Source organism: Mesorhizobium sp. M0037, from assembly GCF_040323635.1.
Taxonomy (GTDB): domain Bacteria; phylum Pseudomonadota; class Alphaproteobacteria; order Rhizobiales; family Rhizobiaceae; genus Mesorhizobium.
This window is the reverse complement of the sequence record NZ_JAMYVB010000002.1, coordinates 410,040-430,056: the sequence shown is the minus strand read 5'-3', so window position 1 is coordinate 430,056 and position 20,017 is coordinate 410,040. Positions and strand designations below refer to the sequence as shown.

The 20,017-nt window shown below is 62.2% G+C and carries 19 protein-coding genes; 9 read left to right on the top strand and 10 right to left on the bottom strand.

Going from position 1 to position 20,017, the window contains the following annotated elements:
• Positions 1 to 157: 157 nt before the first annotated feature.
• A complete protein-coding gene (uxuA, locus tag NKJ78_RS06355) occupies positions 158 to 1,342 on the bottom strand; it encodes a mannonate dehydratase (protein ID WP_023739516.1) in 1,185 nt (394 codons plus the stop codon).
• Between the two features lie 83 nt (positions 1,343 to 1,425).
• Here uxuA and NKJ78_RS06350 point away from each other — a divergent pair, with 83 nt between their 5' ends.
• Complete coding sequence (locus tag NKJ78_RS06350) at positions 1,426 to 2,211, top strand: SDR family NAD(P)-dependent oxidoreductase (RefSeq protein ID WP_023739517.1); 786 nt, start codon at positions 1,426 to 1,428, stop codon at positions 2,209 to 2,211.
• Between the two features lie 49 nt (positions 2,212 to 2,260).
• Here the strand turns inward: NKJ78_RS06350 and NKJ78_RS06345 are convergent, their stop codons facing one another.
• Together NKJ78_RS06345 and NKJ78_RS06340 are read right to left on the bottom strand one after the other, a co-directional pair.
• Positions 2,261 to 3,097 (bottom strand): amidohydrolase family protein, encoded by an 837-nt coding sequence (locus tag NKJ78_RS06345; RefSeq protein ID WP_352562397.1) that lies wholly within the window; start codon positions 3,095 to 3,097, stop codon positions 2,261 to 2,263.
• A gap of 69 nt (positions 3,098 to 3,166) precedes the next feature.
• Entirely contained in the window at positions 3,167 to 4,696 is a 1,530-nt protein-coding gene (locus tag NKJ78_RS06340) for an MDR family MFS transporter (RefSeq protein WP_031253278.1), read from the bottom strand.
• A gap of 117 nt (positions 4,697 to 4,813) precedes the next feature.
• Here NKJ78_RS06340 and NKJ78_RS06335 point away from each other — a divergent pair, with 117 nt between their 5' ends.
• A complete protein-coding gene (locus NKJ78_RS06335) occupies positions 4,814 to 5,452 on the top strand; it encodes a MarR family winged helix-turn-helix transcriptional regulator (protein WP_023739519.1) in 639 nt (212 codons plus the stop codon).
• A 74-nt stretch (positions 5,453 to 5,526) separates the two neighbouring features.
• On the opposite strand, the gene NKJ78_RS06330 is transcribed toward NKJ78_RS06335, so the two are convergent.
• Genes NKJ78_RS06330 through NKJ78_RS06310 form a run of 5 tightly spaced genes read right to left on the bottom strand, consistent with a single transcriptional unit; the run spans position 5,527 to position 10,455 of the window.
• A complete protein-coding gene (locus NKJ78_RS06330; protein ID WP_352459545.1) occupies positions 5,527 to 6,729 on the bottom strand; it encodes a mandelate racemase/muconate lactonizing enzyme family protein in 1,203 nt (400 codons plus the stop codon).
• An 8-nt stretch (positions 6,730 to 6,737) separates the two neighbouring features.
• The gene (locus NKJ78_RS06325; protein ID WP_352459544.1) at positions 6,738 to 7,064 is read right to left on the bottom strand and encodes an NIPSNAP family protein; all 327 of its coding nucleotides are present in this window, start codon (positions 7,062 to 7,064) and stop codon (positions 6,738 to 6,740) included.
• Between the two features lie 45 nt (positions 7,065 to 7,109).
• Positions 7,110 to 8,468 carry a mandelate racemase/muconate lactonizing enzyme family protein gene (locus NKJ78_RS06320; RefSeq protein ID WP_023830840.1) on the bottom strand — a complete coding sequence of 453 codons (1,359 nt, stop codon included), beginning with the start codon at positions 8,466 to 8,468 and terminating at the stop codon, positions 7,110 to 7,112.
• A 55-nt stretch (positions 8,469 to 8,523) separates the two neighbouring features.
• Complete coding sequence (locus NKJ78_RS06315; RefSeq protein ID WP_352459542.1) at positions 8,524 to 9,690, bottom strand: mandelate racemase/muconate lactonizing enzyme family protein; 1,167 nt, start codon at positions 9,688 to 9,690, stop codon at positions 8,524 to 8,526.
• A 54-nt stretch (positions 9,691 to 9,744) separates the two neighbouring features.
• Positions 9,745 to 10,455: a GntR family transcriptional regulator gene (locus NKJ78_RS06310; protein ID WP_352459541.1), complete on the bottom strand. Its 711-nt coding sequence runs from the start codon at positions 10,453 to 10,455 to the stop codon at positions 9,745 to 9,747.
• A 205-nt stretch (positions 10,456 to 10,660) separates the two neighbouring features.
• Between NKJ78_RS06310 and NKJ78_RS06305 the strand changes: the two genes are divergently transcribed.
• The 6 genes from NKJ78_RS06305 to NKJ78_RS06280 all read left to right on the top strand — a co-directional run bounded on the left by NKJ78_RS06305 (position 10,661) and on the right by NKJ78_RS06280 (position 17,251).
• A complete protein-coding gene (locus NKJ78_RS06305) occupies positions 10,661 to 12,139 on the top strand; it encodes an ABC transporter substrate-binding protein (protein WP_023696294.1) in 1,479 nt (492 codons plus the stop codon).
• Positions 12,140 to 12,220: 81 nt separating this feature from the next.
• Positions 12,221 to 13,180, top strand: a complete 960-nt coding sequence (locus NKJ78_RS06300) for a carbohydrate ABC transporter permease (protein WP_023830842.1) — start codon at positions 12,221 to 12,223, stop codon at positions 13,178 to 13,180.
• Positions 13,177 to 14,067, top strand: coding sequence for a carbohydrate ABC transporter permease (locus tag NKJ78_RS06295; protein WP_352459540.1), 891 nt, complete (start codon positions 13,177 to 13,179; stop codon positions 14,065 to 14,067). Before NKJ78_RS06300 ends, NKJ78_RS06295 begins: the two co-directional genes overlap by 4 nt.
• Before the next feature lie 124 nt (positions 14,068 to 14,191).
• Positions 14,192 to 15,289 (top strand): ABC transporter ATP-binding protein, encoded by a 1,098-nt coding sequence (locus NKJ78_RS06290; RefSeq protein ID WP_023739523.1) that lies wholly within the window; start codon positions 14,192 to 14,194, stop codon positions 15,287 to 15,289.
• A 31-nt stretch (positions 15,290 to 15,320) separates the two neighbouring features.
• Positions 15,321 to 16,484, top strand: a complete 1,164-nt coding sequence (locus NKJ78_RS06285; RefSeq protein ID WP_352562396.1) for a mandelate racemase/muconate lactonizing enzyme family protein — start codon at positions 15,321 to 15,323, stop codon at positions 16,482 to 16,484.
• Between the two features lie 23 nt (positions 16,485 to 16,507).
• Positions 16,508 to 17,251, top strand: a complete 744-nt coding sequence (locus NKJ78_RS06280; RefSeq protein WP_023739525.1) for a ribonuclease activity regulator RraA — start codon at positions 16,508 to 16,510, stop codon at positions 17,249 to 17,251.
• Between the two features lie 87 nt (positions 17,252 to 17,338).
• On the opposite strand, the gene NKJ78_RS06275 is transcribed toward NKJ78_RS06280, so the two are convergent.
• Together NKJ78_RS06275 and NKJ78_RS06270 are read right to left on the bottom strand one after the other, a co-directional pair.
• Positions 17,339 to 18,409, bottom strand: a complete 1,071-nt coding sequence (locus NKJ78_RS06275) for a DUF930 domain-containing protein (protein ID WP_023739526.1) — start codon at positions 18,407 to 18,409, stop codon at positions 17,339 to 17,341.
• Between the two features lie 140 nt (positions 18,410 to 18,549).
• Positions 18,550 to 18,705 (bottom strand): YjiS-like domain-containing protein, encoded by a 156-nt coding sequence (locus NKJ78_RS06270; RefSeq protein ID WP_023739527.1) that lies wholly within the window; start codon positions 18,703 to 18,705, stop codon positions 18,550 to 18,552.
• 235 nt (positions 18,706 to 18,940) lie between these two features.
• On the opposite strand from NKJ78_RS06270, the gene NKJ78_RS06265 reads away from it, so the two are divergent.
• On the top strand, positions 18,941 to 19,810 hold the full coding sequence (locus tag NKJ78_RS06265; protein ID WP_023748088.1) for a LysR family transcriptional regulator: 870 nt from the start codon (positions 18,941 to 18,943) through the stop codon (positions 19,808 to 19,810).
• Positions 19,811 to 20,017 lie beyond the last annotated feature (207 nt).

Genomic DNA, 20,017 nt, shown 5'->3' with positions numbered 1-20,017 from the left:
AGATAATATGATACATAGTCAGCTTTTCCGGATATGATACATTGTCAGCTTTCTGTCAAGCTGGCAATCGGAGGTGTCTTGCGTCCGCGCCGGCCACATGGATCTATAGCGACGCACGCTGAGCCGGCGTCGGCATTGAACGCAGTTCGTTGCCCCTTCAAGCCAGCCCAAACGTTTCCACGGCCCGCATGATGCCGCGCAATTCGGCCAGGCCCTTCAGGCGGCCGATCAGCGAGTAGCCGGGATTGATCCTTGTCTTGCCGATATCGTCGGCGAGCAGGTGGCCATGGTCCGGCCGCATCGGGATTTGCCAGTCGGCGCGGCCCTCCTTGCGGCGGCGCGCCTCCTCCTGCATCAGCGCCAGGATGACATGCGCCATGTCGGTGCCGCCTTCGAGATGCTCGGCCTCGTAGAACGAGCCGTCATCCTCGATGGTGATATTGCGCAGATGGGCGAAGTGGATGCGGTCGGCGAATTCCTTGACCATGGCGACGATGTCGTTGTCGGCGCGCGTGCCGTAGGACCCGGTGCAGAACGTCAGCCCATTGGCCTGGCTGTCGACGGCATTGAGAATGAAACGCGCATCCTCGGCGGTCGAAACGACGCGCGGCAGGCCGTAGAGCGAAAACGGCGGATCGTCGGGGTGGATACACATGCGCACCCCCTCCTCTTCCGCCACCGGAATGATCTCGCGCAGGAACCACGCGAGGTTGTCGCGCAACTCCTTCGACCCGATCCCGTCATAGTCCGCAAGCGCCTCGCGAAAACTGTCGCGGTCATACTTGCGCTCTGTAGCCGGCAGGCCGGCGATCAGATTGCGCTCGATCTGGTCGATCTTCTCGGGCGGCAATTCCTTCAGCCGCGCTTCCGCCTGCGCAATACGCGCCGGCGTATAGCATGCCACGCCGTTTCTGCGCTTCAGCACGAACAGATCGTAAGCGGCGAAATCGATCGCATCAAAACGCAGGGCGTAGCCTGTCGTCGGCAGACGGTAGGCTAGATCGGTGCGGGTCCAGTCCACCACCGGCATGAAATTGTAGCAGATCGTGGCGATGCCGGCCTTGGCCAGCGCGCGGATCGAATCGCGGTAATAGCCGGCATAGCGCTCGCGTTCCGGCGCGCCGATCTTGAAGGAATTGTGGACCGGAATGCTTTCGACGACCGACCAGGTCAGTCCTGCTTCCTGGATAATGCGCTTGCGCTCCAGCACTTCGGCCTCAGGCCACGCCCGGCCGTCATAGATATGGTGGAGCGCCGAGACCACGCCGGTGGCGCCCGCCTGCTTGACATGATCGAGCGTCACCGGATCATCGGGCCCATACCAGCGCCAGCATTGTTCCATTTTCGGCTTTCCTTCTGCGAGAGGTTGGCAACTTATTGTTGGACCCCGATGGGAGTCGATAGAAAATGGAGGAGTTTTTGGAAATGATGGATTTCGACGGCAAGGTCGCCCTGGTGACGGGGACGACCGGCATTGGCCTGGCAACCGCCAGACGCCTTGCGGCCGGTGGCGCCGCAATCATCGCCTGCGGCATCGACCGCGCCGCCAATGCGGCGATGAAGGCGCAACTGGAAAGCGCTGGAGCTGCGGTGCTGGTCATCGAAACCGATGTGTCCATCTCCGACCAGGTGCGCGACGCGGTGGCGGCTGGCGTCGCAAGGTTCGGCGGCCTTGATGTCATCGTCAACTCCGCCGCCGTCCATCCCTATGGCACCGCGACGACGACCGACTGGGAAACCTGGAACCGAACGATGACGGTCAATGTCGGCTCGATCTACCTGACCGCGCATTTCGGCATCCCCGAAATGATCAAGCGCGGAGGCGGCGCCATCGTCAACGTCGCCTCGGTGCAGGGCTTTGCCTGCCAGCAGAACGTCGCCGCCTATGCCACGACCAAAGGGGCCATCCACACGCTGACGCGCTCGCTGGCGCTCGACTACGCGGCATCAGGCGTTCGGGTGAATTCGGTCAGCCCGGGCTCGATCCGCACGCCGATCCTGGAGAAGGCTGCGCGCGGTGACGGCGGCAGCGATGCCGATGTCGAAGAGGCCTACAAGCGCTTCGGCGCGGCGCATCCGCTCGGCCGTATCGGCGAACCGGAGGAAGTGGCGGAACTCATCGCCTTCCTGTGCTCGTCGAAGGCCGGTTTCTGCACCGGCGCGGACTACAGGATCGATGGCGGCCTGACGGCAGGTATTGGCGTGAAGTAGCGCTATGATGGCGTTCTGCGCGCTTGCAGGCAATCGGTGTCCGACCGCGCTACAGCTTCCACATCCGCTTGGCATTGCTCGACAGCAATTTCGTCCTCTCCTCAGGGCTGGCGCCCGCGATCAGCGCGTGTGTCGCCGCCACCCAGGTGGCAAGGCCACCGCCAAGCGTGCACACCGGCCAGTCGCTGCCCCACACGACGCGGTCCCAGCCGAAAATGCCGATCGTGTGCTCGACATAGGGGCGCAAGGTCTCGACGGTCCATGAGCCGGCATCGGCATAGGCGACGACACCGGAGATCTTGCCGATGACATTGGGACGCCGCGCGATCTCGGTCATATGCTCGCGCCACGGATGTTCCGCACTGGCCTTGATGTCGGGCACGCCGCAATGGTCGAGCACGAACTGCACATCCGGCGCCAGATCGGCGAGCGCAACCGCCCTTGGAATCTGATGCGGCAGGACGACGAGGTCGAAGGTCAGGCCGGTGCCGGCAAGCCGCTTGATGTTTTCGCGAAACAGCGCGCTGTCCGAAAGCTCGTCCGGCATGACATGCAGCACGCGGCGGAACCCCTTGACGAAAGGGTCGGCTTGCTGGCGCCCGAGATAGGCGGCGAAGCCGGCCTCCTCCGGGCGGCAGGAGGCGATCGCCCCGCGCAACAGACTGCCCTTCTCCAGCGACTGCGCCTTCACATGGCTGGTCTCGGCCTGGATGTCGGCTTCATCGACGTCGACCTCCATATGCAGCGCGGCCTCGATACCGGCGCGGCGGGCCTGGATCGCATATTCTGCGTGCGGGAAATCGCGGTTGAGCGCCGGCTCGCGGCTGAGCCAGGGATAGCGCAGCGCCGACAGGTCGATCAGGTGCAGATGAGTGTCGATGATCATGGCTGTCCTCCTCGGTGATTTCAGATCATCGCCAAATGCCTAAACCCAGCGCATGACACAAGCTTTTGCTCAGGCCCGCTTCGGGATCTCTTTGTCCTCGAGCAGCAGCGTCAGCCCCATGGCGACGAAATAGAGCGCCGCCACCCAGATGAACATCACGTTGAAACCACTGGAGTAATGGTCGAGCACCACTTCGCGGATCGCGCCCGGCAGGCTCGACGCGAGGTGCGGCGTCAACCCGTTCAGGCCACCCGGCAGCAGGGCGGCGGCGTCTGCAGGAAGCTCGGCTGTCTGCCGGTTCAGCGCCCAGATCATCACCGCGCCGTTCAGCGCCAGACCCAGCGATGCTCCGAGCGTCCGCGCCTGGGTGATCAGCGACGTCACCGCGCCGATATCCTGCAGCGGTGCTGCCGCCTGGATCGCCACGATCAGCACCTGGAACTGCAGGCCCATGCTGATGCCGAACACTGCCATCATCGTCGCCAATACCCAGATCGGCGTATGCTGGTTGGTGAGGACGAAGCCCAGCATCAGAAACCCGCCAATAGCCATGGCGACCACCGGCATCCATTTGTAGCGTCCGGTTGCCGCGATCACCCGCCCGGCGACGATCGAAATGACCATGGACGTGAGCGACGCCGGCAGGAACAGGAAGCCTACCTCGGCCGGGCTCAGGCCCGTCAGCGTCTGCATGTAGAGGGCAAAATAGAAGAACATGCCCAGCGTCACCGTTCCAGCGACCAGCGACACGCCCGAGACGATGCTGACCGTCGAATTGCCGAACAGCCGCAGAGGTACGATCGGCTCTTCGGCCCGCCGCTCGACCATGACGAACAAGGTGATGGCGACTAGTGCCAGCAGCGGCAGCGCGAAGGTGATGAGGTCCGGTCCGCTGGGGTCGAGCACGTGGTAGCCCCAATAAACGATCGCCGTCGTGCCGGTGGCGAGCAGCACGCCGCCGAGATAGTCGATGCGGTGCCGCTTTTCGTTGAACCGGCTGCGCATGGCGAAGGCCAGCACCGCCAGCACGATGATCCCTATCGGCAAATTGACCAGGAACACCCAACGCCAGCCGAACAGGCTGGTGATGTAGCCGCCGGCCAGCGGGCCGAGCACCGACGACAGCGCGAACACCGCCGAACTGTAGCCCTGATATTTGGCGCGGTCGCGCGGCGAAAACAGTTCGCCGATCATGGCGAAGGCCGAAACCATCAACCCACCCCCGCCGATACCCTGCAGCACGCGCGCGGCGATCAAGCTCTCCATCGACCATGCCATGCCGCAGACCAGCGAGCCCAGCAGGAACAGGCCGATCGCCGTCAGCACGACATTCTTGCGGCCATACATGTCGCCAAGCTTGCCGTAGAATGGCGAGACCGCGGCGGTCGAGAGCAGGTAGGCGGCACCGACCCAGCCGAACAAATGCAGATTGCCGAGTTCGCCGGCAATGGTGGGCAAGGCGGTGACGACGATCTGCATGTCGATGGTTGCCATGAACATGGCGATCAGCGCGCCGAAATAGACGATCAAGGTCGTAAGGTCGGGCCTGACTTGGGCCTCCACGGGCGGCGCATCCGGCAGCGTCTGCTCGACAGTCATCGGTGTCTCCGTAGCTTGGGGCGCGATTTATGTCCCCACAACCAAGAGGTGTCAACCAGATATGTGCGCGTAGCATATAATTGACATCAGCATATATTCTTGCTAACGCGCTATGGGATGAGCAGCAACGCATCCGGCAGTCCGGACCGATTTCCAGCCCTGTTCCAGACGCGCGGCGACCGGGATCTCGCCGATCTGGCGCGCGGCAGCGGCCTGTCCGAACCGGCGGCCGAGGCCGTGGCCGCCATCGATGCGGTAATGAGCAAGGTGCGCCGCTCGATCCAGCGCCGCGACTTCGGCCGCATGATCCTGGCGCGCGTAGACCCTTCGCTGGAAGTGAGCCATCTCGATGCGATCAGCGCCATCGCGAACAATCCGGTTTTCAGCGCTACCCAGCAGGATGAGGTGACGGTTGGCGTCATCGCCGAGCGCCTCGAGATCGATCCGTCGCGCGCCAGCCGCATCGCGGCCGACCTCGTCGAACGCGGCTATGCCTGCCGTGTCGCATCGCAACGCGATGCCCGCCGCATCTGCCTCAAACTCACCGCCAAGGGTGAGCGCCTCGTGGCGGCGGTGCGCCAGACCAAATGGCGGATTTTCGCCGGATCTCTGGCACAGTGGGATGAGCAGGACCTAGTAAGGTTCGCCACCTTGCTGGAACGCTTCGCCGGTTGGGCCATGGACGAAGCCGGGATGAAAAGATCCGCCGAGGCCGTCAAGCAGTTGATGGACGAGATGCTGCCCGAAACGAAATAGGCGGCACGGCGTGGACGCTCACCCATGTGTGCGAGCCGTTCGATAGCCCTTGACGCTCGAGCCGCGTCGGATCGTTATCGGTCGAAGAAACCGGCGTCCTCTTCCGCGAGGTACTTCTTCGCTGCCTTGGCGTCGATGTCGAGGCCGAGTCCCGGCGCTTCGAGCAGGTCCACCATACTGTCCCTGACGATCTGCCCCTTGGGCAGGCCGATGACGATGTCCTCCCACCACGGGTCGGAGGCGCTGGGATATTCGAAGGCGATGTAGTTGGCCGGCAGCGTGGCGCAGACATTGATCAGCGCGCCGAGGCCCAGCAGACCGTTCGCCGTGCCGTGCGGCGCCATCATGATCGAGTGCATGTAGGCGTGCTCGGCCACCCATTTGAGCTCGGCGATACCGCCGATGTCGGCGGGGTCCGGGCCGATGACGCGCACCGCCTGTGTTTCGATCAGTTCCTTGAAATTATGGCGCAAATAAATCTGTTCGCCCGTATGGATCGGGGTGGACGTCGATGTGGTGAGTTCGCGGTAGGCCTGCGGATTGACCCACGGCACGTAGTCGCCGGTCAGCATATCCTCCAGCCACATCAGATTGTATTTTTCGACGGCCCGCGCGAAGCGGATGGCGTCGGGCAGGAACCAGCCGGGGCCGCAATCCAGCGCCAGCGAGACCTTATCGCCGAGCACATCCTTCATGGCGATGACGCATTCGACCATATGCGCCATGCCGCGCTCGCTGATCTGCCCCTGGTCCATCGCGCCGTGATAGGTCGGCGGCTGACGCACGCCGTAGTGGAAGTCGGGGACGCTGGTCTTCATGTTGGAATGAAAGCTGATGCCTTGCTTGACCATGAAGAAACCTTCCGGCCGCTCCATCATCCATTTGACGTCGGCCGCGTAATCCTCCGGCCTGTCGCCGGTGCGCTTCTTGCGGATGGAACCGTTATAGACCCGCACCTTGTCGCGCACCTTGCCGCCGAGCAGCTTGTAGACCGGAACGCCTGCCGCCTTGCCGGCGATGTCCCACAGCGCATGCTCGATAGCGCTGACGGCGGCGCCGTAGGGCTTGAACGAGCCGCGCTGGCGGATTTTCAACATCACGCGTTCGACATCGGTCGGGTCCTCGCCGATCAGCGCGTCGCGGAAATGCAGCACCCAGGGTTTCAGATAAGGCTTGGTGTACTCGACCTCGCCGAGGCCATGGAGGCCTTCGTCGGTGACGATGCGCACGATGGGGTGCCTGCCGATGACGGCGCACCTGAGATCGGTGATCTTCATGATGTCCTCTATTTCACCGACGAGAAGGCGGTTGGCGCGAGAAACTGGCTGGAAATATTGGCCAGGATCGGGCCATCGCGCTCGGACTCGTCGCGGGCCTCGAGCCATGCCGGATCGGTGGTGAAGGCCTTCCATCTCACTTCGCGCTCGGCAAGGGATTCCCAGGCGACGAAATAGGTCAGTCGATTGCTGTTTTCGCCGACCACCGTGGTGAAGAACCCGGCCTGGCGGATGCCATGTCTATCCCACAGCGCCAAGGTATGGTCGTTGAAACGCTTGAGCAGCGCCGGCAGTTGGCCCGGCACGCAGTCGTAAATGCGAAGTTCGTAGATCATGGTCCATCCTTCTGTTTACTTCTCCCTTCGGGGAGAGGTGTAGCGTCAGCTCCAGGTGCGGTCCCAGGAGTATTCGTCGTCCCAGTGATCGGTCGGCCGCCAGATGCCGGTGACGCCGGGCTGCAGGTGCTGGCTGATCACTTCGTCGACGATGTCGTCGATGCCCAGACCAGGCTTGTCGGGCACGGTGATGAAGCCGTCCTTGACCAGCGGCTTGGGCAGGCCGGTGACGATGTCGTCCCACCAGTCGACTTCGACGCTGTGATATTCGAGCGCCATGAAGTTTTCCGTCGCTACCGCGACATGCGCGGCGGCCATTGCCGCGATCGGGCTTTCCGCCATGTGTATGGCCATGGCGACGCCATGCTCCTGCGCCGCGTCGCCGATCTTCTTGGTCTCGAGGATGCCGCCGGTGGTCAGCAAGTCCGGGTGGATGACCGAGATGCCGGCGTTGAGCAGCGGCTCGAAGCCTTCCTTGAGGTAGATGTCCTCACCCGTGCAGATCGGCACCGACGTTGCCTGCTGCAACTGGCGATATTGCTCGGTGTACTGCCAGGGGATCACATCCTCGAGCCAGGCCGGTGCATATTTCTCGATCCGCCGAGCGAGACGGATGCCGTCTTGCAGCGAGATGTGGCCGACATGGTCGATGGCGAGCGGGATCTCGTAGCCGATCACCTCGCGGACCTCGTGGATATATTGATCGAGCAGGTCGATGCCCTTTTCGGTGAAGTGGAGGCCGGTAAAGGGATGCGGCACATTCTGCGCGTCATAGGCGGCGTTGCGCGCCCGACGTTCGTCCAGCGTGCGTGCCGGGCCGCGGCCGGCATGCGTGCGGAAACCGTCGAGCACGCCGGCCGGCGCGACGACCGCGCCCGGGATGTGGGAAATCTGCGTCAGGCCGAGGTCCATCTTGAGGAAGGTGAAGCCGAGATCCATCCGCGCCTTCAGCCGCTTGCCGGTCTCCGTGCCGCTGGGCTTGTCCGCGTCGGTGTCGCAATAGACACGCACCTTGTCGCGAAACCGTCCTCCCAGCATCTGGTAGATCGGCACGCCGTACGCCTTGCCGGCGAGGTCCCAAAGCGCGATCTCGACTGCCGAGACGCCGCCACCTTGCCGTCCATGGCCGCCAAATTGCTTGATGCGCCGGAACAGCCGGTCGACGTCGCAAGGGTTCTCGCCCAGCAACCGGCTCTTCAGCATCAGCGCATAGGTCGCGCTGGCGCCGTCGCGCACTTCGCCCAGGCCGACAATGCCCTGGTTGGTGTAGATCTTGACCAGCGCCGAGGTGAACGGCGCGCCGACGATCTCGGCGACGCGCAGATCGGTGATGCGCAGGTCGCTCGGCCTGGACTTCGTATTTACCCGATTGAGCGCCTCGCCGGCGCTACCCGTCTTTGCCATGGCTTATCCTCGTTCTGATGGTGGCGCCCCGCACCCCCGGCCTGCATAAGCGTTGCTAGCCAAGCTCTATCTCGTGGGCCTGCAGGTAGTCTCGGTTCATCTCGACGCCCAGACCCGGCTTCGACGTCAGCTTGAGGCTGCCGTTCGAAACATCGAGTGGCTCGTCGATGAGGTGATTGTATTTATCGAGGTTCCACTCCGACGTTTCGAGCTTGTAGAAGTTGGGAACCGTCATCATCACCTGCGCTCCCGCAACCACGTTGATCGGCCCCGCGGCGTCATGGGGCGAGACCGGGATATAGTAGGCTTCGCACAGGGCGGAAATCTTCTTCAGTTCGGTAATGCCGCCGGTCCAGGTAACGTCCGGCATGATGTAGTCCGCAAGCCTGTTCTCGAGCACCGGCACGAAATCCCACTTGGTGTGGCCGCGCTCGCCCCACGAGATAGCGGCGCTGACCTTCTCACGCACCTGCTTGAGGGCGTTGAGGCTCTCGGGCGGACAAGGCTCCTCGAACCAGTCGATCTGGCCGGCTTCCTCGAGGCTCCGGCAGAGGCGAATGGCGGTGGGCACATCGAAGCGGCCATGCGCATCGATCAGAATGTCGACATCGGGCCCCGCCGTTTCGCGGATCAGGGCCGTGAGTTCGGCGGCCTCGCGCTCGTCCTTGCGGGTCATGCTGCCATCGAGGTAGCCGTCCCGCTGTTCGCGCGCCAAGCCATCGGCGGTGCGACCCTGATGGGGGAAAGGATCGAACTTCAGCCCGGTGTGTCCGGATTCGACAATGTCTCGAATTTCGCGGACCACAGCCTCCTTGCTGGTAAACTTGGCCTGGTTGGGATGGGTATAGAGCGCGATTTCGTCGCGCACCGGTCCGCCCAGCAACTCGTAGATCGGTTTGCCGAGATTTTTGCCGCGAATGTCCCAGAGCGCTATGTCGATAGCGCTCACGCATTCGACTGCGGCGCCGCGGCTGCCCATATAGGTGAAGCTGCGAAAAATCTTGTGCCAGAGATGCTCGATGCGCGCCGGATCCTCACCTGTGACGGCAACACCGATCTGCCGCAAGATCGTGCACAGGGCGCGGTTGGCGAGCCTTGTGGTGGTGGTGATTTCCCCCCAGCCACTCACCCCTTCGTCGGTCGTCACCTCGACGAACAGGAACTCTCCCCAATAGGAAGCATCGGACTTGATCAGCCACGGCCGAACGCTCGTGATTTTCATTTCTCAACTACCTCTGCCTGATGGCCGGACCAATGATGTTCTGGGCTGGAAATTCTATCCGGCTCGAGCGGCATTGCGCGCACGCATCTGTTCGAGAACGTGCCGGCCGGAACCCTCGACATGGCGGGCAATGAGTTCGGCCGCCTCGCCGGCATTTCCCGCTTTGATATGCGCGATGAGCTCGCGGTGTTCACGCATGATGGCGGCCCGCCGCGCGAGCGTGAAATTGAAACGCCGGCTCACGGCTCGCAGCACTTCGCGATGCTTCCACCAAAGCTCGGCGGCATGGCGGTTGTAGTGGCGCTGGTACATAACGGTGTGGAAGGCGGTATCCAATTCACTGTGCCGCAATGTGTCGGTGAAGTTGTTCTCTTCGATCAGAGCCTGGATGCGTTCGAGTTCGGCGATGTCCTCGCCGGTCGCCATGTTCACGAACCATCGCGTCAGGGCCGGCTCGATCAGGACTCCGATCTCGTAGATATCCCGGACGAAATCCTGGTCTATGGGTCGGACGCGGGCGCCACGGTTGGCGACAAAGGTGACGAAGCCCTCCCCTCGCAACAGCTGCAGCGCCTCGCGTACGGGGTTGGTCGAGGTGCCGTGACGCCGGGCGAGATCGGTAACCACAAGTCGTTCGTTGGCGGCGAGCCGTCCCTCGATGATGTCTTCCCGGATCAGCTCATAAAGCGAGGCGCCCTCGCTGGACGCCGCGATGGGATCAATCCCCACGGGTGGCTCTGCTTTGAAATCACTTGTTTCGGCCAAAGCCGGATCCCCCGATTAGTACATCACATGCTCGATATCATACACGCGTTTTGCAAACAATGTACGATCGGGTGCGTTGACAGGCAATCCACGATCTGAAAACGTACCAGATGATCGAAGGGATACATTGAGCAGAAGGACACATCCCGCACGGTCGGACGAGCCCCTTGGCGCACAGCGGCATGGGAGAATCTGGGAGGATACTATGACGAGGATTACACTCGGCGGTGCCGTCCTGCGCGGCACTGTCGCCACTGCTTTGATGGCGTCGCTCATGTCGGGATCGGCGCTGGGTGCGCCGCCGGTCGATTTGAGCAAGTGGTCGCCGGAATATGTGCGCTCCATCGCCGGCACACAGGATTTCGACACGGCCGCCGATTGCGGCAAGGTCACCCCGCTCGACTACAAGGGGCGACTGACGTTCTGGTATCAGGGTGTGTTCGAGGGCGACCCCGATCTCCTGCGCCAGTACTACAAGGATTTCTTCGAGACCTTCCGCAAGACCTATCCGAACATCCAGCTCGAGGATCAGGCCCTCACCTACAACGACCTTCTCGACAAGTTCCGCACGGCGCTGCTGGGCAATGCCGCGCCGATGGCGGTCCGCCTGCAAATCCTGGGCGGAACCGAGTTCGCCTCGAAGGGTTATCTGCAGCCGCTCAAGCCGGAAGATGTGGGCTATCCCACAGAGGATTTCTGGCCCGGCGCCATGAAGGCGGTAACCTGGGATGGCGTGACCTACGGCATTCCCACCAACAATGAGACGATGGCGTTCATCTGGAACGCCGACATTTTCAAGCGTGCGGGCCTCGATCCGGACAAGGCTCCGGCTACCTGGGACGACGTCGTCAAATATTCCAAGCAGATCCATGACAAGCTCGGCATTGCCGGCTACGGCCTCGTGGCGCGAAAGAACGCCGGCAACACGCCGTACCGCTTCATGCCGCAGCTATGGGCCTATGGCGGCGGTGTCTTCGACGAAGCCTCCGCGAACCCGACCTATAAGGAGGTCGAGCTCAATAGCCCGCAGAGCAAGGCGGCGTTGCAAGCCTCCTACGACATGTATGTTCGCGACAAGTCGGTTCCGGTTTCGGCCCTCACCAACCAGCAGGCCGATAACCAGCCCCTGTTCGTCGCCGGCCAACTCGGCATGATGGTCTCGCACCCGTCCGACTATAACGTCATGCTCGACCTGCAGAAGAAGGCAACGGGCGCCGACAAGGACAAGGCGCAGACTGTCATCGACAACATGCGCTATGGCCTGATTCCGACCGGCCCCGACGGCAAGCGGGCCGTCGTGTTTGGCGGCTCGAACATTCACATCCTGAAGCCCGAATATGTCGAGGGCGGCAAGGTGGACGAGCCGGCCGCAAAGGCCATCATCTGCATGTGGACGAGCCCTGAATGGTCGTTGAAGATGGCGTATGCCGGCTCGAACCCGGGCAACCTGAACGGCTTCAAGACCAAATGGATGAAGGAACGTCTGGACAACATCAAGTTCCTCGATGTCACCACCTCGATGTTGCCATACGGCATTCCGTTCCCGGCGCTGCCGCAATCGCCCGAGATCATGAATATCATCGTCCCGGACATGCTGCAGAACGCCCTGACCGGAGCGATGACCGTCGACCAGGCAGCGGACGACGCGGCCGAGAAGGTGAAGAACCTGATGGACGGACTCTAGTCCGGGCCTGACCTGCGATCCGACCGGCTGTGCCGATAGTGCGTGCAGCCGGTTTGCTCCGAACAACAAGGGCACGCCATCGTGACGATCGTGACCGGCAAGGCCGAGGCTCGCCGAAGATTGCAACCAGGTAGCTCCGGCGTGCTGCGGAATATCTGGGAGCATCGCGCCGACTACGCTTACGTGCTTCCAGCGATCGCCGTGATGCTCATCGTCATCGCCTATCCGATCTACTACACGGTCGAGCTGTCGTTCTTTAAGACGCCGCCTGGCCTGCAGCTCCGCGACAAGACCTTTATCGGATTGGACAACTACACGGCCATCGTCACCAGTCAGGTGTTCTGGAAAGTCACCTTGAACACCCTGATCTGGACGATCGCATCTACCTTCGTTGCCTTTGCCTTGGGATTTGCCGCCGCGCTGGCCCTCCACCGCGAGTTTATCGGCCGGGGTGTCCTGCGCGCTATCCTGATCATTCCCTGGGTCATCAGCGCGGTTGCCGCCTCCTATATCTGGAAGTGGATTTACCATTCGGACTTCGGCATCATCGGCGCGGTGGTGGTCGGCCTCGGATTGGCAGACCGGCCGCCGAACTTCATCGACAACGTCAGCACGGTGCTGCCCTCCTTGATCGTCGTCAACATCTGGCGCGAGTTTCCGTTTGCCATGATCATGATGATGGCCGGCTTGCAGACGGTCCCCGACCAGTTGCTGCGCGCCGCGGAAGTCGACGGGGCCAATGCATGGCAGCGTTTCTGGCACGTCACCTTCCCGCATCTGCGCAACGTCTCGACGGTGACGATCCTGCTGCTCGCAGTGGCCAATTTCAATTCCTTCATCATCCCGTGGATCATGACCGGTGGTGGGCCGTCGAACGCTTCGCACATCTGGATCACCCACATTTATGAGCTCGCCTTCGGCCGGCAGCGATGGGGTGTCGCATCGGCCTATTCGGTACTCCTGTTCCTCATGCTGATGGTGCTGGGCTACTTCTACGTCCGTGCGCTGGCCGGCAACGAGCGCAAAGAGGGGAGCGCATGAGCACGATCGTCGAGACAGTCCCTCAACGTCCGGCCCGGCGCCGCATGCGCATCGACGGATGGCGTTGGGCCGGGCGCATCTTCCTCGTGTTCATGCTGCTTTACACCGCGTTGCCGATGATCTGGATGCTGATCACCTCGATCAAGTCCGGCTTCGCGGCGATGCAGTTCCCGCCGCAATGGTGGCCGGAAGAGCCTACCCTGGCCAGCTACCAGAAGCTGCTCGATCCGCAAAACAGCGTCGGTCAGGACTTCCTGCGTTTTTTCTGGAACAGCCTCTACGTGTCGACGGTCACCACAATCCTTTCGGTGATCGTGGCCGTTCCTGCGGCCTACGCCTTTTCGCGCTTTCGTTTCCCCGGTCGAAACTTCCTGTTCTTCACCGTGCTTTTGCGCAACATGTTCCCGGCGGTGATCTTTCTCGTGCCGCTCTTCATCCTGATGCGCGCGATCGGGCTGGTGAACACGCATGGCTCGCTCATTCTCACCTATCTCACCTTCGGCCTGCCGCTGGCGATCTGGCTGCTCAAGGGCTTTTACGACAACCTTCCGGTGCAGCTCGAGCAGGCGGCGCGGATCGATGGGGCGACCCGGTTCCAGGCCTTCATCCTGATCGTGATGCCTCTGTCGACGCCCGGTATCATCGCCACCGCGATCTATTCCTTCATTGGCGCCTGGAACGAGTACATCTATGCCTACACCTTCCTTTCCAAGAACGAGCAGTTGACCCTGCCGGTCGGCATACAGCGTTTCTTCTCGGAGAATACGACGGACTTTCCGGGCCTGATGGCGGCCAGCTTCATGATGAGCGTGCCCGTCGTGGTGCTGTTCCTCCTCCTGCAACGATACTTCGTACGCGCCCTTACAGAAGGTGCGGTCAAACACTAGAGCCGGATGATTTCAGGTCTGTTCGACCTGAAATCTGAATGCGCCTCTAAATCAAAGAGATAGAGCATGATGTCGTCCGAAAACCGCTTCACACTTTTCGGCATCATGCCGTAGGGAGTTGCCGATGGCCCACGTGGTCCTGAGAGATCTCGTCAAGACCTATGGCGGCTTCAAAGCTGTCAACGACGTTTCGCTGACGGTCAATGACGGCGAGTTCGTTGCGCTCGTCGGCCCTTCGGGCTGCGGCAAGACAACCACGCTCAATCTTGTCGCGGGATTGATCCCGGTCACATCGGGCGACATCGTCATCGGCGACCGCGTGGTGAACGACCTCGACCCCAAGGACCGGGACATCGCGATGGTGTTCCAGAACTACGCGCTCTACCCGCAGAAATCGGTCTACAAGAACCTGGCGTTCCCGCTGCAGATGCGCAAGCTGCCCAGGGACGAGATCGACAGGAAGGTCAAGGAAGCGGCGCGCGTGCTCGACATGACGCACCTGCTCGAGCGCAAGCCGCGCGAACTTTCAGGCGGGCAGCAGCAACGTGTCGCCTTGGGGCGCGCCCTCGTCCGCGACCCTGCCGTTTTCCTCATGGACGAGCCGCTCTCCAACCTCGACGCCAAACTGCGGGTCCAGATGCGCTCGGAGATCAAGCGCTTCCACCAGGACCTCAAGGCGACCATCATCTATGTCACGCACGACCAGCTCGAAGCCGTGACCATGGCCGACAAGATGGCGGTGATGAACGGCGGCTACCTGTTGCAATACGATTCTCCGGCGCAGGTCTTTGCCCATCCGGTGAACATGTTCGTCGCCAGCTTCATCGGCAGCCCGGCGATGAGCCTTGTTCCACTGGAGGCATCGACAGCAAACGGCAACACTGCGTTGACCGGCGCGGAGGGCTGGAGCCTTGAGCTCTCGCCGCTCAACGCCCGGAAGGTTGCGAAGGCAACGTCGAGGAAAGTCGTGCTCGGCGCACGTCACTCGACCATCAGGCTCCACAAGAGCGCGGTGCCAGGCAGCGTCCCGGCCAGGGCCTATACAGTGGAGCCGACCGGAGACGTCACCTTCGTGCAGGCGTTGCTGTCAGGCGCCATCGTCAACATCAGCGTGTCCCCCAACATCGCCGTCGCACCTGACGAGCAGATCTGGCTCGAGTTCGACCAGGAGCGGCTGCATCTGTTCGATGGCGAAACTGAACTGGCCCTCAAGGCCGGCTGAGACAAGACGGGGTTCATTGGGAACGTTGGGGATGACTGAAAAGCTTAAGATCACCGCGATCAAACCCTATCCTGTATGGGTTGGAACGCGTAATCAGATGCTCGTCAAGATCGAGACCGACCAGGGCGTCTTCGGCTGGGGCGAGAGCGGCTTGAGCGGGCGCGAAAAGGCCGTTGCCGGCGCGGTCGAGCATTTTCGCGAGTTTCTCATCGGCCGTGACCCGATGCAGATCGGGCGGATCTGGCAGGAGGCATATCGCAGCCAGTACTTCGAAGGCGGGCGCGTTCTGCAGGCGGCGATTTCCGCCATCGACATCGCCCTGCACGACATCAAGGGCAAGGCGCTGGGGGTGCCTGTCTACGAACTGCTGGGCGGCAAGCAGCGCGACCGCATCCCCACCTTCGCCTCGACCGGAGACGAGGCCGAGGGCGACGTCGCCATCGAACGAGCCCGGGAGCTGCGCGCACGGGGGTGGCAGGCGATCCGCTTCTTCCCCGTAGGGCAAAGCAGCAGGGACATCTTCGAACCCCGCGAGTCGATCGGCGCTACCGCGAGCATGCTGAACAAGGCGCGCGAGGCGCTGGGCGACGACGTCGTCCTCGGCATCGACTATCATCATCGGCTGTCGGTGGCAGAGGCGGCGAGCTTCTGCAACAAGCTCGGCCGCGGCGTGCTTGATTTTCTCGAGGAGCCGATCCGCGACGAGACACCTGAAGCCTACGAATCCCTGCGCAGGATGACCGACATTCCCTTTGCCATCGGCGAGGAATTTGCCAGCAAGTGGCAGTTCCTGCCCTACATCGAGCGCGGCATCCATCAGTTCAACCGGCTCGATGTCTGCAATGTCGGCGGGCTCACCGAGGCGATGAAGGTCGCTGGCTGGAGCGAGGCGCATTATGTCGACCTGATGCCGCACAATCCGCTTGGTCCGGTGTGCACGGCCGCGACCCTGCATCTCGCCGCCGCTGTACCCAACTTCGCGTGGCTCGAGACCAGGGAACCCGAGACGAAGCTGGGCTTCGACAATTCCGACTTCTTCCCCGTGCAGCCACGGCTCGACGGTCCCGACTATCCGGTCAGCGACCTGCCGGGGCTCGGCGTCGAGGTCAACGAAGCGGCGGTCCGGGCGGAGGCTTTTCGTTTCTGGGAAGCGCCTCACCTCAGGCGCCGCGACGGGTCTGTTACGAACTGGTAGTCCCAATTGAACCGGAGTCCACAATGACGCATACCCCTGACATCACGCGGCCGCCCAAAGACCTCATTGACGCCCTGAGGGAAATCGGCGCCGCGACGGTTGCCGGCACGCTTGGCCATATGGGTTTCCGCAATCCCCACATGGTCGGTCCGGTGGCGCAGAACCGTGGGAAGTCGATCGTCGGGCCGGCGCTGACGCTGCAGTTCCTGCCGCAGCGGCCGGACCTCTTCAGCGAGGGAGAATACGCCGACCCGGAAACGCAACTGCACCGGCACGTGCTCTATCACGCGCAGGAAGGCGATGTGGTGGTCGTCGACGCGCGCGGCGACATGAGCTCGGGCGTCTTCGGCGATATGATGTCGACATATTTCAAGGGCAGAGGCGGCGCGGGCATCGTCATCGACGGATGTATGCGCGACCGGCCGAATGTCGAAAAGCTCGATCTGCCTTTATGGCTGCGCGGCTGGACGCCCAACTACCATGTGCAAACCAGCATCTATCCGAACGCCGTCAACGTTCCGATAGCCTGTGGTGGTGTCACGGTGATCCCGGGCGACATTATCATCGCAGACGACGACGGGGCGGTTGTGCTTCCCGTCGCAATGGCGGCAAAGGTAATTGAAGAATCGAAAAAACATCACGATTGGGAGGAGTTCTCGCGCGAGAAGCTCATGCAGGGCGCCCCGCTGCAGCGCTACTATCCGCTGCACGACGATGCTCGCGGCGAATATGAGGAGTGGCGCAAAGCCAATCCAGTGAAGGGCTGAGGCCCGGCAGCAACGGCATTCGGCATGCAGCCGTTCAAGAGGTGATTGTTGCCCGCAATACGTGGGTTTTGAGACCCTTGCCTTCGGCTACATGCCTGGTCCCACTCGAAAACCCTGCCGACGGGCCTCCCGATCCAGAAAAACGCTTTCCTCGGGTGAAGCGGCGGCTCCGATACGGAAGGCGAAGGACGTCACATGCGTCGCATTGGTGTCGATCCCACAGTGAAAGCGCACATGATACCAAGTCGTCGCGGTACGAAAAGCGGTATCCGGGGCGTCCAGAAGATTGCCGACCTCTAGTGGAATGCTTGGGAGCAATACGGGGCGATAAGCGGCGTCGTTCAGTTGCTGACCCAGAAGATTGGAGCAAAGGTCGGCTACGCGTTGCCCCCGTGGCACGTCGGCCATCGAGTTCGTTGCGAAGGGATCGCCGGTAGCGCCTTTTGAAAAAAGCTTGCGAACACCCGGAAGCCCCGCATACGCTAGTGAGTTGGCCGTGGGGTTTGGCTCTGCGGCCTTTGCGCGCGGCGGCTTCGCGGCCTTCGCCGGGCTGGGTTTCGGTGCAGTGTCGGGTCTGGCCTCAGGCGCCTGAGCCGACGCAGGAAGCTCGATCTCACCGCCATCATCAGCCGAAGGTGTTGCAGCGGCCGATTCGTGCCTGTCGGCGTCAGGAGCTCCCGCCTCCTGTTTGTCAGCTTCCGGCTTCTCATCGATGCTGGCTGGCTCCGCCGGCTTTGCAGCGTCGGGCGTCGGTTCAGATCTGCTCTCCGCATCGGTTGGCGTGGCAGCCGGCTTGGGCTCGCTGTCCTTGGCGGTGGACGACGCTTGGTCCTGAGCGCTTCTCCCATCCAGCGATTTCCTGGGGCCGGTGTCTTTGTCACCGAACTGGAATGCAGGCTTCAGGACTTTCTCTGACGGCAGGTTGTCCGGTACCGACTTTTCGACCTTCTTTTCAGGCTGACTTTTGGCTTCGGGTTTCGGCTTTGGTGGTTCGGGCGGCGGCACGAGTGCGACATTGATAGGTTGCTCCTCCTGCGGCTGCTGGGCAGGAACGGGCAGGCCGTAGACCAGGAACGCAGTGATAAGCGCGTGCAGGACCAGCGAGGCGGGCAAGGCCCACAGCAAAGTCCGCCGCCGCTCGGATGTCTCGGTCTTCATCCCTTTCGATGTGGAGCGAAACTGCGGCCGCATCAAGCATGGCCACTGCATTGGCACAATTTAGCCGCAGCTCAGCAGTGAGGAGACGACGCCTGATTGCTACTCGCCGCCGGCTCCATTCTGCATGGTCGCCTCCAATCTCAGCGACGCAGGCTGGCGTCGCGGGCACGCTCGCGGATCTCTTCGCGAGAAAGGCCCGCATCCGCCAATATGCTGTCTGGAAGCCGCCTCAAGCTCGCGATCGTCTGGCGATAGGCAAGCCAGCAGGCGAAACGGTGTCGAAGTTCATGCAACATGATCGTCTCCTTGGCGAGCGGGATACCCACGCTCTTGGATTGGTCGAAAACGCAAAACAATCGCGCAAAGCGTATGCACGATCGAACGGATTGCGCTGACTGCCTGGCCAACCGAGGTGCCTGTCATTTTCCCGCCAGGGCAGAATTATCAAGCGCTTCCAGTGCCTATATACTTGCGCGTGATGGCCGCTTCGCGCTACAGCCACGGTCGCAAGGAGTTTTTCATTTCTGCAAAATGGATATTGGCTGGGACGATCTGAGGTTGTTTCTCGACGTTGCGCGGCTGGGTGGCCTGAGCGCGGCTACGGCAACCACGCGCCTCAGCGCAGCCACACTCGGACGACGCGTCACCGCGCTCGAAAAGCAGATCGGTGAAGCGCTGTTCGTACGTCAGCAGACCGGCTACCGGCTAACCCCGGTCGGTGAAGAACTGCTGCGGCGCGCCGAAGACGTCGAAGCAGCAATGCAGTCGCTGACCCGCTGGCGCGAGGGAAACCTCCCCGACCGCATTGTCCGCGTCTCGGCCGGGCCTTGGACCTCGGCCTTCGTTTCGGCCCATATCGGCGAAATCTGGACGGTCGATGACGGCATCAGGGTGGAACTCGTCACCACCACCGACCGGGTCGACATCGGTCGCCGCGCCGCCGATATCGGCATCCGCAGCGAGCGTCCAACCGAACAGTGGCTGGCCGGCCGCCAGAGCGGCAAGGTCGCGTATGCCATTTATTCCGGACGCCACCTGATCAACGGCATCGCTGCCGGCTTGTTCGTCGGCGTCACCGGCGAAGGAGCAAACGTCGCCTCGGCGCGTTGGCTGCAAGCCCATCACGGCGACCGCATCGGCGTGCGAGGCAACAACACCCATTCGGTGCGAGAACTTGTGGCCGCGGGCGCCGGCCTTTCCGTGTTTCCGTGTTTCGTCGGCGACAGCGATCCGCGGCTGGTTCGCGTCGCTCAGCCTATCCCCGAACTCGAAACCGACCAGTGGATCGTCACCCATCATGAGGAACGCCACTCCCCGCCAGTACGAAAGATTGCCGACCGGATTGCCGCTCTGATGCGGGCCCATCAGCCGTTGTTTCGCGGCAAGATGCCGATCCGCTAAGCGTCAGGCGTCGATCGGCCGCCAGATTCTCAAGGTTCTGGCGCGTAAGGCGGGCGCGTGAAGCTTGAAGGGGTTGGATCCCGGATTGTGGATTTTCGCTGGCCAGAAGCCGGGCCAATTCCGGAAATTGGCTGGAGACTCGTCCAAAAGGTCGGCTCGTTCAGGGGTATATGGTACAAGTCCCACATCTTGTCTTGCCGCAAAGTT

Bases quoted from the DNA above. Each gene is read 5' to 3' on its own strand.
- uxuA (WP_023739516.1), bottom strand. From the start codon at position 1,342: ATGGAACAATGCTGGCGCTGGTATGGGCCCGATGATCCGGTGACGCTC.
- NKJ78_RS06350 (WP_023739517.1), top strand. From the start codon at position 1,426: ATGATGGATTTCGACGGCAAGGTCGCCCTGGTGACGGGGACGACCGGC.
- NKJ78_RS06345 (WP_352562397.1), bottom strand. From the start codon at position 3,097: ATGATCATCGACACTCATCTGCACCTGATCGACCTGTCGGCGCTGCGC.
- NKJ78_RS06340 (WP_031253278.1), bottom strand. From the start codon at position 4,696: ATGACTGTCGAGCAGACGCTGCCGGATGCGCCGCCCGTGGAGGCCCAA.
- NKJ78_RS06335 (WP_023739519.1), top strand. From the start codon at position 4,814: ATGAGCAGCAACGCATCCGGCAGTCCGGACCGATTTCCAGCCCTGTTC.
- NKJ78_RS06330 (WP_352459545.1), bottom strand. From the start codon at position 6,729: ATGAAGATCACCGATCTCAGGTGCGCCGTCATCGGCAGGCACCCCATC.
- NKJ78_RS06325 (WP_352459544.1), bottom strand. From the start codon at position 7,064: ATGATCTACGAACTTCGCATTTACGACTGCGTGCCGGGCCAACTGCCG.
- NKJ78_RS06320 (WP_023830840.1), bottom strand. From the start codon at position 8,468: ATGGCAAAGACGGGTAGCGCCGGCGAGGCGCTCAATCGGGTAAATACG.
- NKJ78_RS06315 (WP_352459542.1), bottom strand. From the start codon at position 9,690: ATGAAAATCACGAGCGTTCGGCCGTGGCTGATCAAGTCCGATGCTTCC.
- NKJ78_RS06305 (WP_023696294.1), top strand. From the start codon at position 10,661: ATGACGAGGATTACACTCGGCGGTGCCGTCCTGCGCGGCACTGTCGCC.
- NKJ78_RS06295 (WP_352459540.1), top strand. From the start codon at position 13,177: ATGAGCACGATCGTCGAGACAGTCCCTCAACGTCCGGCCCGGCGCCGC.
- NKJ78_RS06290 (WP_023739523.1), top strand. From the start codon at position 14,192: ATGGCCCACGTGGTCCTGAGAGATCTCGTCAAGACCTATGGCGGCTTC.
- NKJ78_RS06285 (WP_352562396.1), top strand. From the start codon at position 15,321: ATGACTGAAAAGCTTAAGATCACCGCGATCAAACCCTATCCTGTATGG.
- NKJ78_RS06280 (WP_023739525.1), top strand. From the start codon at position 16,508: ATGACGCATACCCCTGACATCACGCGGCCGCCCAAAGACCTCATTGAC.
- NKJ78_RS06275 (WP_023739526.1), bottom strand. From the start codon at position 18,409: ATGAAGACCGAGACATCCGAGCGGCGGCGGACTTTGCTGTGGGCCTTG.
- NKJ78_RS06270 (WP_023739527.1), bottom strand. From the start codon at position 18,705: ATGTTGCATGAACTTCGACACCGTTTCGCCTGCTGGCTTGCCTATCGC.
- NKJ78_RS06265 (WP_023748088.1), top strand. From the start codon at position 18,941: ATGGATATTGGCTGGGACGATCTGAGGTTGTTTCTCGACGTTGCGCGG.